General features: G+C 69.8%; 13 protein-coding genes. 6 read left to right on the top strand and 7 right to left on the bottom strand.

Annotation, left to right across the window (positions count from 1 at the left end):
* The 5 genes from AWB92_RS16420 (at window position 1) to AWB92_RS16440 (ending at window position 4,447) form a co-directional block, all read left to right on the top strand.
* Window positions 1–912 carry a TIGR01777 family oxidoreductase gene (locus tag AWB92_RS16420; protein WP_085187294.1) on the top strand — a complete coding sequence of 304 codons (912 nt, stop codon included), beginning with the start codon at window positions 1–3 and terminating at the stop codon, window positions 910–912.
* Window positions 913–1,075: 163 nt separating this feature from the next.
* Window positions 1,076–1,945 (top strand): hypothetical protein, encoded by an 870-nt coding sequence (locus AWB92_RS16425; RefSeq protein ID WP_085187297.1) that lies wholly within the window; start codon window positions 1,076–1,078, stop codon window positions 1,943–1,945.
* Between the two features lie 81 nt (window positions 1,946–2,026).
* Entirely contained in the window at window positions 2,027–2,725 is a 699-nt protein-coding gene (gene lipB, locus AWB92_RS16430; RefSeq protein ID WP_085187299.1) for a lipoyl(octanoyl) transferase LipB, read from the top strand.
* A complete protein-coding gene (lipA, locus tag AWB92_RS16435) occupies window positions 2,722–3,654 on the top strand; it encodes a lipoyl synthase (RefSeq protein WP_085187303.1) in 933 nt (310 codons plus the stop codon). The genes lipB and lipA overlap by 4 nt, the downstream gene beginning before the upstream one ends.
* A 40-nt stretch (window positions 3,655–3,694) precedes the next feature.
* Entirely contained in the window at window positions 3,695–4,447 is a 753-nt protein-coding gene (locus AWB92_RS16440) for a DUF4191 domain-containing protein (RefSeq protein WP_085187306.1), read from the top strand.
* A gap of 6 nt (window positions 4,448–4,453) precedes the next feature.
* Here the strand turns inward: AWB92_RS16440 and AWB92_RS16445 are convergent, their stop codons facing one another.
* On the bottom strand, window positions 4,454–4,873 hold the full coding sequence (locus tag AWB92_RS16445) for an RDD family protein (RefSeq protein WP_241523484.1): 420 nt from the start codon (window positions 4,871–4,873) through the stop codon (window positions 4,454–4,456).
* A 261-nt stretch (window positions 4,874–5,134) separates the two neighbouring features.
* On the opposite strand from AWB92_RS16445, the gene glnA (AWB92_RS16450) reads away from it, so the two are divergent.
* Entirely contained in the window at window positions 5,135–6,571 is a 1,437-nt protein-coding gene (gene glnA / locus AWB92_RS16450; protein ID WP_068101914.1) for a type I glutamate--ammonia ligase, read from the top strand.
* 69 nt (window positions 6,572–6,640) lie between these two features.
* Here glnA (AWB92_RS16450) and AWB92_RS16455 read toward each other — a convergent pair whose 3' ends face one another.
* From AWB92_RS16455 to AWB92_RS30080, 6 genes are all read right to left on the bottom strand, one after another.
* On the bottom strand, window positions 6,641–6,859 hold the full coding sequence (locus AWB92_RS16455) for a hypothetical protein (protein WP_066937719.1): 219 nt from the start codon (window positions 6,857–6,859) through the stop codon (window positions 6,641–6,643).
* A 9-nt stretch (window positions 6,860–6,868) separates the two neighbouring features.
* On the bottom strand, window positions 6,869–7,729 hold the full coding sequence (locus AWB92_RS16460) for a TIGR03619 family F420-dependent LLM class oxidoreductase (RefSeq protein WP_085187310.1): 861 nt from the start codon (window positions 7,727–7,729) through the stop codon (window positions 6,869–6,871).
* Complete coding sequence (locus AWB92_RS16465; protein WP_085187314.1) at window positions 7,726–8,373, bottom strand: PaaI family thioesterase; 648 nt, start codon at window positions 8,371–8,373, stop codon at window positions 7,726–7,728. The genes AWB92_RS16460 and AWB92_RS16465 overlap by 4 nt, the downstream gene beginning before the upstream one ends.
* Window positions 8,370–11,354: a bifunctional [glutamine synthetase] adenylyltransferase/[glutamine synthetase]-adenylyl-L-tyrosine phosphorylase gene (locus AWB92_RS16470; protein WP_085187317.1), complete on the bottom strand. Its 2,985-nt coding sequence runs from the start codon at window positions 11,352–11,354 to the stop codon at window positions 8,370–8,372. The genes AWB92_RS16465 and AWB92_RS16470 overlap by 4 nt, the downstream gene beginning before the upstream one ends.
* Window positions 11,355–11,405: 51 nt before the next feature.
* Window positions 11,406–12,746, bottom strand: coding sequence for a type I glutamate--ammonia ligase (gene glnA / locus AWB92_RS16475; RefSeq protein ID WP_068101920.1), 1,341 nt, complete (start codon window positions 12,744–12,746; stop codon window positions 11,406–11,408).
* Window positions 12,747–12,835: 89 nt separating this feature from the next.
* Window positions 12,836–13,666, bottom strand: an 831-nt coding sequence (locus AWB92_RS30080; protein WP_193791407.1) for a hypothetical protein, incomplete at its 5' end; no start/stop codon positions are given.

The following is a 13,666-nucleotide window of genomic DNA, read 5'->3' on the forward strand; positions in this document are numbered from 1 at the left end:
GTGCCCAAGCCCGTCATCGCGATAGCGGGTTCCTCTGGCCTGATCGGCTCCGCCTTGGCCGCCGCGCTGCGCGCCGCCGACCACCCGGTGCTGCGCATCGTGCGCCGCACGCCGACGAATTCCGAAGAGCTGCACTGGAATCCGGAGAGCGGCGAGTTCGACGCCGACGCGCTGGTCGACGTCGACGCCGTCGTCAACCTGTGCGGCGTCAACGTCGGGCAGCGCCGTTGGTCGGGCGCCTTCAAGCAGAGCCTGCGCGACAGCCGCATCGCCCCGACCGAGGTGCTGGCCAACGCCGTCGCCGACGCCGGCGTCGAAACGCTGATCAACGCCAGCGCGGTCGGCTACTACGGCAACACCAGGGATCGGGTGGTCGACGAAAACGCCCGGGCGGGAAGCGGTTTCCTCGCGCAGCTGTGCGAGGACTGGGAGGCCGCGACGCTGCCCGCCCAGTACGCCGGCACCCGGGTGGTGCTGGCCCGCACCGGCCTGGTGCTGTCGAAGTCGGGTGGCGCGCTGCGCCGGCTGCGGCCGCTGTTCGCGGCGGGCCTGGGCGCCCGGCTGGGCAGCGGCCGGCAATACATGTCGTGGATCACCCTGGAAGACGAGGTGCGGGCGCTGCTGTTCGCCATCTCACACCCGTCGCTGTCGGGCCCGGTGAACCTGACCGGACCGGCGCCGGTGACCAACGCGGAGTTCACCACCGCGTTTGGCCGTGCGCTCAATCGCCCGACCCCGTTGATGCTGCCCGGTTTCGCGGTGCGGGCCGCGCTCGGGGAGTTCGCCGACGAGGGCCTGCTCATCGGTCAGCGCGCCATCCCGTCGGCGCTGGAGCGCGCCGGTTTCGAGTTCCACCACAACACCATTGGCGAGGCGCTCGCCTACGCCACGGCCCGCCGCGAGCACGATTAGCGTCGCGCGGCGCGGCTCACCTATCGCCGAGCGTCACACCAGAGTGACACCGCGCGCCGAGCGTCACGCAAGCGTGACGATGCGCGTTGAGTGCCGCTGAAGTTACCCACAGCCGACGCCACAGTGACGTGATGCCGCAGTTGCTAGGTGCCACACTTCGCGCGTGGCGGAGCCATTCATCGGCAGTGAAGCGATCGCAACAGGTGAGGTGGTCAAGAGCGCTTTGCGGACGAAGTACACCAAGCTGTTCCCTGGCGTGTACGTCAGCCGTGGCGCCGAACCTACGGCGCGAGTGCGCGCACGGGCAGGATGGCTTTGGTCTGGGCGTCGCGGAATCATCGCGGGGTTGTCGGCCTCGGCGTTGCACGGCGCCAAGTGGATTGATATCGGCGCGCCGCTGGAAATCATCCACAGCAACCGAAACCCCCTTCCGGGCCTTCGGGTTCGAAGCGTTCGCGTCGAAGGCGACGAGTTCCAGCTGTTAGAAGGCATTCCGGTCACCACACCTGCCCGCACGGCGCTCGACCTGGCTTGCTGGTATCCAACGGCTGAAGCGGTGCCGGCGATCGATGCTCTGGCTCAGGCCACCGAATTCAAGGCGACCGACGCGGCCATGCTGGTGCGACGCTATGGTGGCCGGCGCGGTATTCGCCGGGCGCAGACGGCGCTCGACCTGATGGATCGGGGCGCGCAGTCGCCCAAGGAGACGTGGCTTCGACTGCTGCTCATCGACGCTGGGTTGCCCCGGCCCCGGACGCAGATTCCCGTCCTTGACGAAGTCGGCGACGTCTTCGCCTATCTAGACATGGGCTGGGACCAGCCCAAAGTCGCAGTCGAGTACGACGGCGATCAACACCGCAGCGACCGAAGGCAATACAGATGGGACATTCGGCGACTGGAAATGCTCGAGCGTCGCGACTGGATTGTGATTCGAGTGACAGCTGGGGACCAGCCCACGGAGATCATCCAGCGTGTCCGGGCCGCGTTGGCCCGACGAGCGCCCCGCGATACGCAGCTGGCCGCGGCGCGTTGAGCGTCACGGCAGGGTGACGAATGGCACCGAGCGTCACGCCAGAGTGACGGACGCGTGCACGGGCCGAGTAGCGTCGGCGGGGTGAGTGATTCCATCCGGTCGAGTTCGGCCGCGATCGACGTCCGCCAGCTTGGGACGGTCGAATACCGCACCGCCTGGCAGCTGCAGCGCGACCTGGCCGACGCCCGGGTCGCCGGCGGGCCCGACACCCTGCTGCTGCTGGAGCATCCGGCGGTCTACACCGCCGGGCGGCGCACCGAGGCGCACGAGCGACCGGTTGATGGGATGCCGGTGGTCGACACCGACCGCGGCGGCAAGATCACCTGGCACGGTCCCGGGCAGCTGGTCGGCTACCCGATCATCGGGCTGGCCGAGCCGCTCGACGTCGTCAAATACGTTCGGCGCCTTGAGGAAGCGCTCATCAAGGTGTGCGGCGACCTGGGCCTGGACACCGCCCGGGTCGACGGCCGGTCCGGGGTCTGGGTGCCCGCCGGCGGCGGCCGGCCGGCCCGCAAGGTCGCTGCCATCGGCGTGCGGGTGTCGCGGGCGACCACGTTGCACGGGTTCGCCCTCAACTGCGACTGCGACCTGGGCGCCTACAACTCGATCGTCCCGTGCGGCATCAGCGACGCCGGGGTGACGTCGCTGTCCGCCGAACTGCGGCGCACCGTCGCCGTCGACGAGGTCCGGGCGGCGGTCGCCGTCGCGGTCTGCGACGCCCTGGACGGCGCGCTTCCGGTGCGTGACCACCCGGTCGCCCGCGTAGCATCATCCATGTGACTGTCGCTCCCGAAGGCCGCAAGCTGCTGCGCCTGGAGGTGCGCAACGCGCAGACCCCGATCGAACGCAAGCCGCCGTGGATCAAGGTGCGGGCCCGGATGGGTCCGGAGTACACCCAGCTGAAGGGCCTGGTCCGCCGGGAGGGCCTGCACACGGTCTGCGAGGAGGCCGGCTGCCCCAACATCTTCGAATGCTGGGAGGACCGGGAGGCCACCTTCCTGATCGGCGGCGACCAGTGCACCCGTCGCTGCGACTTCTGCCAGATCGACACCGGAAGACCGGCGGCGCTGGACCGCGACGAGCCCCGGCGGGTCGCCGAGAGTGTGCAGACGATGGGGTTGCGCTACGCGACCATCACCGGCGTCGCGCGCGACGACCTGCCCGACGGCGGCGCCTGGCTCTACGCCGAGACGGTGCGGGCCATCAAGGAGCTCAACCCGTCGACCGGCGTCGAGCTGTTGATCCCCGACTTCAACGGCGAGCCCGCGCGGCTCGCGGAGGTGTTCGAGTCGCGCCCGGAAGTGTTGGCGCACAACGTCGAAACGGTGCCGCGGATCTTCAAGCGGATCCGGCCCGCCTTCACCTACCGGCGCAGCCTTGACGTGCTCACCGCGGCCCGCGACTTCGGCCTGATCACCAAGAGCAACCTCATCCTCGGGCTGGGCGAAACCGCCGACGAGGTGCGCGGCGCGCTGGCCGACCTGCGCGACGCCGGCTGCGACATCATCACCATCACCCAATACCTGCGCCCGACGTCGCGCCACCACCCGGTCGAGCGCTGGGTGACACCCGAGGAGTTCGACGAGTTCGCCCGGCACGCCGAGGGCCTCGGCTTCTCGGGGGTGCTGTCCGGGCCGCTGGTGCGGTCGTCGTACCGGGCCGGGCGGCTCTACGACCAAGCCGTGCGCGGCCGCGCCTCGACGGCCTGAGTGTCCCGGCGTTCGGTGGCCGAACGTATCCTTGGTGATTATGGCTAAACCCCGCACCGCCGCCGAGAACAAGGCCGCCCGGGCTCAGGCAGCCGCCGCCCGCAAGGCCGCCGCGAAGGAGCGCCGCGGCCAGTTGTGGCAGGCGTTCAACATGCAGCGCAAGGAGGATAAGCGCCTGCTGCCGTACATGATCGGCGCGTTTGTGCTGATCGTCGGCGCCGCGGTGGCGGTCGGCATCTGGGCCGGCGGCCTGACCATGATCACGATGATCACGTTCGGCGTGCTGCTGGGCGCCCTGGTGGCGTTCATCATCTTCAGCCGCCGGGCCCAGCGCGCGGTCTACAGCAAAGCCGAAGGTCAGACCGGCGCGGCCGCGTGGGTGCTGGACAACCTGCGGGGCAAGTGGCGGGTGACCCCCGGGGTCGCCGCGACCGGCCACTTCGACGCCGTGCACCGGGTGCTCGGCCGGCCCGGCGTGATCCTGGTCGGCGAGGGATCGGCGGCCCGGGTCAAACCGCTGCTGGCCCAGGAGAAGAAGCGCACGGCCAGGCTGGTCGGCGAGGTGCCGATCTACGACATCGTCGTCGGCAACGGCGAGGGCGAGGTGCCGCTGGGCAAGCTGGAGCGCCACCTCACCAAGCTTCCGGCCAACATCACCACCAAGCAGATGGACACGCTGGAGTCGCGGCTGGCCGCCCTGGGCTCGCGCGCCGGCGCCGGCGTCATGCCGAAGGGGCCACTGCCGAACGCCGGCAAGATGCGCGGCGTGCAGCGCACCGTGCGCCGCAGGTAACGCGGGTCACCGCCGCAGCACGGCCGTCCCCGTCAGGCGATCGTGCAGGCCACGGCCGTCGGAGTCGGTGAACAGCGCCGGGATGACCGTCGCGATCAGCAGCCCGCGCGCCACCAACCGCCCGAGCCCGACCGGCACCCGGCCGTCCACCGACGCCACCTGCAAACCCAGCGCCAACTGCCCCGGCGTGAAGCTGAACAGCCGCACCGCCACCACCCCGAGCGCGAACCAGATCACCAACACCGCGGTCGCCAGCGTCCGCTGGGAAAACAGGCCGAACGCCATGGCCAGCGCGCCCAGGCCGTAGGAAATCAGCCAGTCGATCATCAGCGCGACCAGCCGTCGGCCCATCGGCGCCAGGGATCCCGGACCCGACTGCGGCAGGCCGAGGCTCTCGCCCGGAAAAGCGGACCGCGATTCCGGCAAACCGTCGGTCACGGGCGGCTTCCGACGGCCCGGTGGAACCGCCGCGCAAGCCCGCGACGCAGCGGGGATGCGACGGTGTGTCCGTCTTGCCGACCAGATACGATGCTGCCGTCCATGGCCCCACAATAGAACCCGCTAGCGACCCGGATTCTGGTGCGGGGAAGCATGGTCACGTAACCTCTGCGCAACATCGGGTTGACTGACGGGCAACATCAGCTCCATAGCGTCAGGCCGCGGATCACCAAGTAAAGGAGCAATTCTGTGACGGAAATGACGCCCGACGACGTCTTCAAACTCGCCAAGGACGAGGATGTCGAGTTTGTCGACGTCCGGTTCTGTGACTTGCCAGGCATCATGCAGCACTTCACGATTCCGGTTTCGTTCTTCGACGAGAGCGTGTTCGAGGACGGCTTGGCCTTCGACGGTTCGTCGATTCGCGGTTTCCAGTCGATCCACGAATCCGACATGCTGCTGCTCCCGGACCCGGCGACCGCTCGGATCGACCTGTTCACCGAAGCCAAGACCCTGAACCTCAACTTCTTCGTGCACGACCCGTTCACCCTGGAGCCCTACTCGCGCGACCCGCGCAACATCGCGCGCAAGGCCGAGAACTACCTGAAGAGCACCGGGGTCGCCGACACCGCCTACTTCGGCGCCGAGGCCGAGTTCTACATCTTCGACTCGGTCAGCTTCGACTCGCGCACCAACGGCTCGTTCTACGAGGTGGACGCGATCTCCGGCTGGTGGAACACCGGCGAGCCGAACGAGAGCGACGGCAGCCCCAACCGTGGCTACAAGGTCCGCCCCAAGGGCGGGTACTTCCCGGTCGCGCCCGTCGACCACTACGTCGACCTGCGCAGCCGGATGCTGCACAACCTGATCCAGTCGGGCTTCTCGCTGGAGAAGGGCCACCACGAGGTGGGCTCCGGCGGTCAGGCCGAGATCAACTACAAGTTCAACACGCTGCTGCACGCGGCCGACGACATGCAGCTGTACAAGTACATCGTCAAGAACACCGCGTGGCAGGCGGGCAAGACCGTCACCTTCATGCCCAAGCCGCTGTTCGGCGACAACGGGTCCGGGATGCACACCCACCAGTCGCTGTGGAAGGACGGCAGCCCGCTGATGTACGACGAGACCGGCTACGCCGGCCTGTCGGACACCGCGCGGCACTACATCGGCGGCCTGCTGCACCACGCGCCGTCGCTGCTGGCGTTCACCAACCCGACGGTGAACTCCTACAAGCGGTTGGTGCCGGGCTTCGAGGCGCCGATCAACCTGGTGTACAGCCAGCGCAACCGCTCGGCGTGCGTGCGTATCCCGATCACGGGCAGCAACCCGAAGGCCAAGCGGCTGGAATTCCGTTGCCCCGACTCGTCGGGCAACCCGTACCTGGCGTTCTCGGCCATGCTGATGGCCGGGCTGGACGGCATCAAGAACAAGATCGAGCCGCAGGCGCCGGTCGACAAGGACCTCTACGAGCTGCCACCCGAGGAGGCCGCCAACATCCCGCAGGCGCCGACCCAGCTGTCCGCAGTGATCGACCGGCTCGAGGCCGACCACGAATACCTCACGGAGGGCGGCGTTTTCACGCCCGACCTGATCGAGACGTGGATCAACTTCAAGCGCGAGTACGAGATCCTGCCGGTCCAGATCCGGCCCCACCCCTACGAGTTCTCGCTCTACTTCGACGTTTAAGCCCTACGACCAGACGTAAAAGCCCCCGACACGCCCAGCGTGCGGGGGCTTTTACGTCTGCTCGCCACCTCAACCGGGGCGGCGGCCCAGGATTCCGCGGGTCATCCGCACCGGCTGCCCTTCGGCCATCTCGACGACCTCAAGCCAGCCCCCCGGCGCGACGTAATGCCGCTCGACGTCTTCGCGATGCATCGAGATGATCAGCACCCCCGCGTCGGTGACCTCGTAGCTGTCGAAGGCGCCGTAATCGCGCGGTTCACCGTTGCTGAAAACGACCGTGAAAGCCACCGGCAAATTCTAGCCGTCCAGCGACAGGTCCTTGCGGAACCGCTGCATCCCGTCGATCTTGTCGGACAGCGTGGCGTCCGGGCCGGAGTAGAACATCCACGGCATCGTGATGATGCCGGTGATGCCGGCGTCCGCGGCGCGCTGATAGTCGGCCGTGGTGAAGGCGTCGGTCAGCGGGGTCAGGATGGTGAAATCGTCCATGGACAAGCCGAGTTCGGCCCGCAGTTCTCGCAGCCGGCCCACCGCCTCGATGGCCCGATCGGTCTTGATCAGGTCGCCGATCCAGCCGTCGTTGCGAGCGGCGCGGCGCAGGGCGATGTCGCTGAGCCCGCCGACGTACACGGGTATCGGCGGCGGCGTCGGCTCCATTTCCAGGCGCGGTGTCCGGTAGAACGCCCCCTCGAACTCGGCCCAGCCCGGTCGCCACAGCGCCCGCATCAGCTCGATGATCTCGTCGGTGCGTTTGCCGCGGGCGTCGAACCGCTCACCCATCAAGGCGAACTCCTCGCGACACCAGCCGACGCCGATCCCGAGCTCCACCCGGCCGGACGCCAAAACCGCCGCCGTGCCAATGGCTTTCGCCGCCGAGTAGGGGTTGCGCATGGCGGGAATGTAGACGGTGGTGACGAACCGCAGCCGGGTGGTGACCTGGGCCAGCGCGCCGACGAGGACCCAGGGGTCGGGCCAGTCGGTGAAGGGCTGCCAGCGTCGTTGGCCGTCCTTGGTGTACGGGTACGGGGTGTCCAGCGTCTCCAGGTTGACGACGTGGTCGGGGATGCCGACGCCGTCGTAGCCGAGTTCGTCGGCGGCCTTGGCGATTTCGACGATCTCCCGGGTGTTCAAAAAGGCGCTGCTGACGTAGAACTTCATTCGGCTTCCCTCGCCCACGACGGCTCGATGAAGACGCCCTCGGCCTCGACGGTGACCCCGTGCGCGTCCGAAATAGTGCCACGCGCAAACACTTTGACGCCCTCCTTGCGCTCGACCCACGCCTCGGAGCGCAGCGGGCCCAGCGGGGTGCCGCGCAGGTACTTCACGGTGATGGTCCCCGTGAAGCGCGGCTTGGACAGCCCCTCGCTGGCCGCCTCGCCCAGCATGTGGTCGAGCACCAGGGCGCTCACCCCGCCGTGCACCAGCTTGGGCGGGCCCTCGTAGGCCGTCCCGAGGACGAACTCGCTCCAGCACCGGCCGCCGCCGTCGTGATGCACGATCACCGGCGGGGCGATCGGGTTGCCCAGGCCGATCGCGGCGTTGCCCAGAGTCAGCGGGCGGCCGCCGTCGACGCGGTAGGTCACCCCCATCGGCCGCGTCCGTTGCCGCAACGACTTGGTGACGGCCTCGATCGCGGATCGCGCGTCGGCGACGACGCCCTCGTCGGCCTCGGTCCGGATCGTGGCGTCGATGAGATCGCGGACCGCGTCGGCCAGCGGGGTGTACAGGGCCGTCACGCGTTGGGCTTCCGCCGCGCTGAGCACCTCGAAAGTGGCGTCCAACGCGCCGGCCTCCTGACTCAACTTCCAAACACCTTGCGCACCACGGCTTTTGCCCGGCGCGTTACCCGCAGATAATTGTCTAAGAACTCGCCGCCGTCGTCGGACGACCACCCCGCGGCCACCGCGACCGCCTTGAGCTGACGGCCCGGCCCCGGCAGCTGGTCGGTGGGCTTGCCGCGCACCAACACGAGCGCGTTGCGGGCCCGCGTGGCGGTCAGCCAGGCCTGCCGCAGCAGGTCCACATCCTCGGCGGGCACCAGGCCGGCCGCGGCGATGGCGTCCAGGGATTCAAGCGTCGACGTGTTGTGCAGCGCGGGCACCTCGTGCGCGTGCCGCAGCTGCATGAGCTGCACCGTCCATTCGATGTCGGCCAGTCCCCCGCGCCCCAGCTTGGTGTGGGTGTTGGGGTCCGCCCCCCGCGGCAGCCGCTCGGACTCGACGCGGGCCTTGATGCGGCGGATTTCGCGAACGGCCTCCGCCGACACGCCGTCGGGTGGGTAGCGCGTCTGGTCGGCCATCACCAAGAAACGCTGGCCCAGCTCGGCGTGGCCGGCGACCGCATGCGCGCGCAGCAGCGCCTGGATCTCCCACGGCTGCGCCCACTGCGAGTAATAGGCGGTGTAGGAACTGAGCGTGCGGACCAGCGGGCCGCTGCGACCCTCGGGCCGCAGGTTCGCGTCCACCTCCAGCGGCGGGTCGACGCTGGGCGTGCCCAGCAGCGCCCGCACCTGCTCGGCGATCGTCGTCGACCACCGCACCGCCTGCGAGTCGTCGACGCCGTGGGCCGGCTCGCAGACGAACATCACGTCGGCGTCGGACCCGTAGCCCAGCTCGGCACCGCCCAGCCTGCCCATGCCAATGACCGCGATCGCCGCCGGCGCCCTACCGTCGTCGGGCAGATTGGCCCGCATCATGGCGTCCAGGGCGGCCTGCAGCACGGCCACCCACACCGACGTAAGCGCCTTGCACACGTCGGTGACCTCGAGGAAACCGAGCAGGTCGGCCGAGCCGACGCGGGCCAGCTCGCGGCGCCGCAGCGTGCGCGCGGCCGCGATCGCCCGCACCGGATCGGGGTGGCGGCTCGCCGAGGCGATCAGCGCCCGGGCCACCGTCGCGGGGTCGGTCTCGAGCAGCTTGGGCCCTCCCGGGCCGTCGCCGTAATCCTGAATCACCCGGGGCGCGCGCATCAACAGGTCCGGCACGTAGGCCGAGGTTCCCAGCACGTGCATGAGCCGCCGGGCCACCGCGGGCTTGTCCCGCAGCGTGGACAGGTACCACCTCTCTCCGGCCAGCGCCTCCGACAGGCGCCGGTACGCCAGCAGCCCGCCGTCGGGATCGGGCGCGTAGGACATCCAGTTCAGCAGCCTCGGCAGCAGCACCGACTGCACCCGGCCGCGCCGCCCGCTCTGGTTGACCAGCGCCGACATGTGCTTGAGCGCGGTCTGCGGCCCTTCATAGCCCAGCGCCGCCAGCTGCCGCTCGGCGCCCTCGGAGGTGATCCCGTGCGCGATCTCCAAACCGGCCGGGCCGATCGACTCCAGCAGCGGCTGGTAGAAGAGCTTGGCGTGCAGGCCGGACACCCGCACGTTCTGGTGCCGGAGTTCCTCGCGCAGCACCCCGGCCGCGTCGTGGCGGCCGTCGGGCCGGATGTGCGCCGCCCGCGCCAGCCAGCGCACCGCCTCCTCGTCGTCGGCCTCCGGCAGCAGGTGGGTGCGCTTGAGCCGCTGCAGTTGCAGCCGGTGCTCGAGCAACCGCAGGAACTCGTAGGACGCGGTCAGGTTCGCCGCGTCCTCGCGTCCGATGTAGCCGCCCCGGCCCAGCGCGTCCAGCGCGTCCACCGTCGAAGCCACGTGCAACGACTCGTCGGTGCGGCCGTGCACCAGCTGCAGCAGCTGCACCGCGAATTCCACGTCCCGCAGGCCACCGCTGCCGAGTTTGATCTCGCGGGCGCGCACCTCGGCGGGCACCAGCCGCTCCACCCGGCGGCGCATGGCCTGGACCTCGACGACGAAATCCTCACGCTCGCAAGCGACCCAGACCATCGGCGTCAGGGCGGCCAGGTAGCGCTCGCCGAGCTCGGCGTCGCCGACGGCCGCCCGGGCCTTCAGCAGCGCCTGGAACTCCCACGTCTTGGCCCAGCGCTGGTAGTAGGCGATGTGCGATTCGACGGTGCGCACCAGCTCACCGCTGCGGCCCTCCGGCCGCAGCCCGGCGTCGACCTGGAAGAAGGCCGACGACGCCACCCGCATCATCTCGCTGGCCACCCGGGTGGTGACCGCGTCCGCGCGCTCGCCGACGAAGATGACGTCGACGTCGCTGACGTAGTTCAGTTCGCGGGCACCGCATTTGCCCATCGCGATGACCGCCAACCGGGGCGGCGTGCGGTCGCCGCACACGCTGACCTCGGCCACCCGCAGCGCGGCGGCCAGGGCGGCGTCCGCCAGGTCCGACAGCTGGGCGCTCACCACGGTGAACGGGAGGACCGGCTCGTCCTCGACCGTGGCGGCCAGGTCGAGGGCCGCCAACACCAGCAGCTGGTCCCGGTAGAGGATGCGCAGGCGTTCCAGCGCCGACCCGGGGCCGCTCAGCGCCTCGTCGACACACTCGAGGAACGTCGCGCACAGTTCGTCGCGCGAGGGCAGGCGGGCCTTGCCGCGCAACAACTTCCAGGATTGCGGATTGGCGGCGAGGTGATCCCCGAGGGCCAGCGACGAGCCGAGCACCCCGAACAGCCGGCCGCGCAGCCCGCGTTCGGTGAGCAGCGCGGCGCTCAGTTCGTCCCAATCGCTGTCCGGGTTCTCCCACAGCCGCACCAGCACCCGCAGCGCGGCGTCGGGGTCGGGCGCGCGCGACAACGCCCACAACCGGTCGACGTAGTTCTGGTCGTCGCGCTCGTACCAACCCAGCTGCGCCAGACGATCACCGGCGGGCGGGTCGACCAACCCGAGCCGGCCCACGCTGGGCAGCCGGGGGCGTTCGGTCGCGGGTTTGGTCACGACCACGACCGTAGCGCAAGCCGCCGGTCTCTCAGACCGATCGGCGCAGGGTGTGAGCTAGAGCGACAAGTAGGTGCGCAGCTCGTAGGGCGTGACGTGGCTGCGGTAGTTGGCCCACTCCGTGCGCTTGTTGCGCAGGAAGAAGTCAAACACGTGCTCCCCCAACGTTTCCGCGACCAGCTCGGAGGCCTCCATGGCGCGCAGCGCCGCGTCGAGACTGGTGGGCAGCTCGCGATATCCCATCGCGAGGCGTTCCTCGGGCGTCAGGTCCCACACGTTGTCCTCGGCCTGCGGTCCCAGCACGTAGCCCTTCTCCACGCCGCGCAGTCCGGCGGCCAGCAGCACGGCGAACGCCAGGTACGGGTTGCACGCCGAGTCGGGGCTGCGCACCTCGATCCGCCGCGACGACGTCTTGTGCGGTGTGTACATCGGCACCCGCACCAGGGCCGAGCGGTTGGCCGCCCCCCACGACGCGTTGGTGGGCGCCTCACCGCCCTGCACCAGCCGCTTGTAGGAGTTGACCCATTGGTTGGTGACGGCGCTGATCTCCGAGGCGTGCTCGAGGATCCCGGCGATGAACGACTTGCCCACGTCCGAGAGTTGCAGCGGGTCGTCGGTGCTGTGGAAGGCGTTGACGTCGCCCTCGAACAGGCTCATGTGGGTATGCATGGCCGAGCCGGGGTGTTCGGCGAAGGGCTTGGGCATGAACGACGCCCGCGCGCCGTTTTCGATCGCGACTTCCTTGATGACGTAGCGGAACGTCATGACGTTGTCGGCCATCGACAGCGCGTCGGCGAAGCGCAGGTCGATCTCCTGCTGACCGGGCGCGCCCTCGTGATGGCTGAACTCGACCGAGATGCCCATGAACTCGAGGGCCTCGATGGCGTCCCGGCGGAAGTTGGACGCGGAGTCGTGCACCGCCTGGTCGAAGTAGCCGGCGCTGTCGACGGGGATGGGCCTCGACCCGTCGTTGGGGCCGGACTCCAGCAGGAAGAATTCGATTTCGGGGTGCACGTAGCAGGAAAAGCCGAGGTCGTTGGCCTTCTGCAGCTGGCGGCGCAGCACGTGCCGCGGGTCCGCCCACGACGGCGAGCCGTCGGGCATGGTGATGTCGCAGAACATCCGCGCGGAGTGATGGTGGCCGGACGGGGTCGCCCAGGGCAGCACCTGAAAGGTCGACGGGTCGGGGTTGGCGACGGTGTCGGATTCGGAGACGCGTGCGAAGCCCTCGATCGAGGATCCGTCGAAGCCGATGCCCTCCTCGAAGGCGCCTTCGAGTTCGGCCGGCGCGATGGCTACGGACTTCAGGTAGCCGAGCACATCGGTGAACCAGAGCCGAACGAAGCGGATGTCTCGCTCCTCCAACGTGCGGAGGACGAATTCCTTCTGTCGATCCATAACTCGAACAGTAGGCAACCGCTGTTAATTTTGTGTTACCGACGCCCGCTCAGAACCGTTGCGGGGCTCCGCCCTTGATTCGGGGTGCGCTAGAGGCCTGTGCCGCCGCGGCCGCCGGTGGCGGTGCCGTTGCCGGCGCTTATGACGGCGGCGCTGCCACCACCGCCACCGCCGCCACCACCGGGCAGGGTGTCGCCGGCGCCGCCGGCGCCACCGGTACCGCCGCCGCTTCCGGTGCCGCTAGTGCCGTTGCCGCCACCGCTGCCGCCGGCGCCGCCGGTGCCGCCGTCGATGCCGCCGCCAGTGCCTCCGCTCCCGCCGATGCCTGAAAGGCCGCTGCCACCACCGCCGCCGCCGCCGGCGGCGGCGTCCACGGAGGAGGCCGTGGTCCCGGTGACGGCGCCGCCGACGCCCCCATTGAGGAGGGAAACGCCGGGACCCGCTCCGTTGCCGCCGGTGCCGCCGGTGATCGTCGTGGCACCCACGTTGACGGCGCCGCCGCCACCACCGCCGCCGCTGCTGCCGCCCTGGATCAGCAAATTGGCCCCGCCCCCTTGACCGCCGGCGCCGCCGCCGCTGACGACGTCGAGGCCGAGGCTGGGATCGATTAGTTCCGCGCTGCCGCCGTGACCGCCGGCTCCAGCGGTGCCGCCTGTGCCGCCGACACCGAAGAGGCCCAATTGGCCGGTGCCGCCGATGCCGCCGCCACCGCCTCCACCGCCGGCGATGGCACCACTGGTGGTCGTGGTGAGGATGCCTTGGCCGCCGGTACCGCCATTGCCGCCGTGACCGCCGTTGAAGCCGTTGCCGCCGGTGCCGCCGACACCGCCGGTGCCGCCGATGCCCCCGGTGAAGCTGGTGCTACCGCCGGGCCCGCCGTCGCCGCCGGCGCCGCCAGTGCCACCTTGACCGAGCAAGCC

This window comes from Mycobacterium sp. IEC1808 (assembly GCF_002101935.1).
In the GTDB taxonomy this organism is placed as follows: domain Bacteria; phylum Actinomycetota; class Actinomycetes; order Mycobacteriales; family Mycobacteriaceae; genus Mycobacterium.

Bases quoted from the DNA above. Each gene is read 5' to 3' on its own strand.
- AWB92_RS16460 (WP_085187310.1), bottom strand. From the start codon at position 7,729: ATGAAGTTCTACGTCAGCAGCGCCTTTTTGAACACCCGGGAGATCGTC.
- glnA (WP_068101920.1), bottom strand. From the start codon at position 12,746: ATGGATCGACAGAAGGAATTCGTCCTCCGCACGTTGGAGGAGCGAGAC.
- AWB92_RS16440 (WP_085187306.1), top strand. From the start codon at position 3,695: ATGGCTAAACCCCGCACCGCCGCCGAGAACAAGGCCGCCCGGGCTCAG.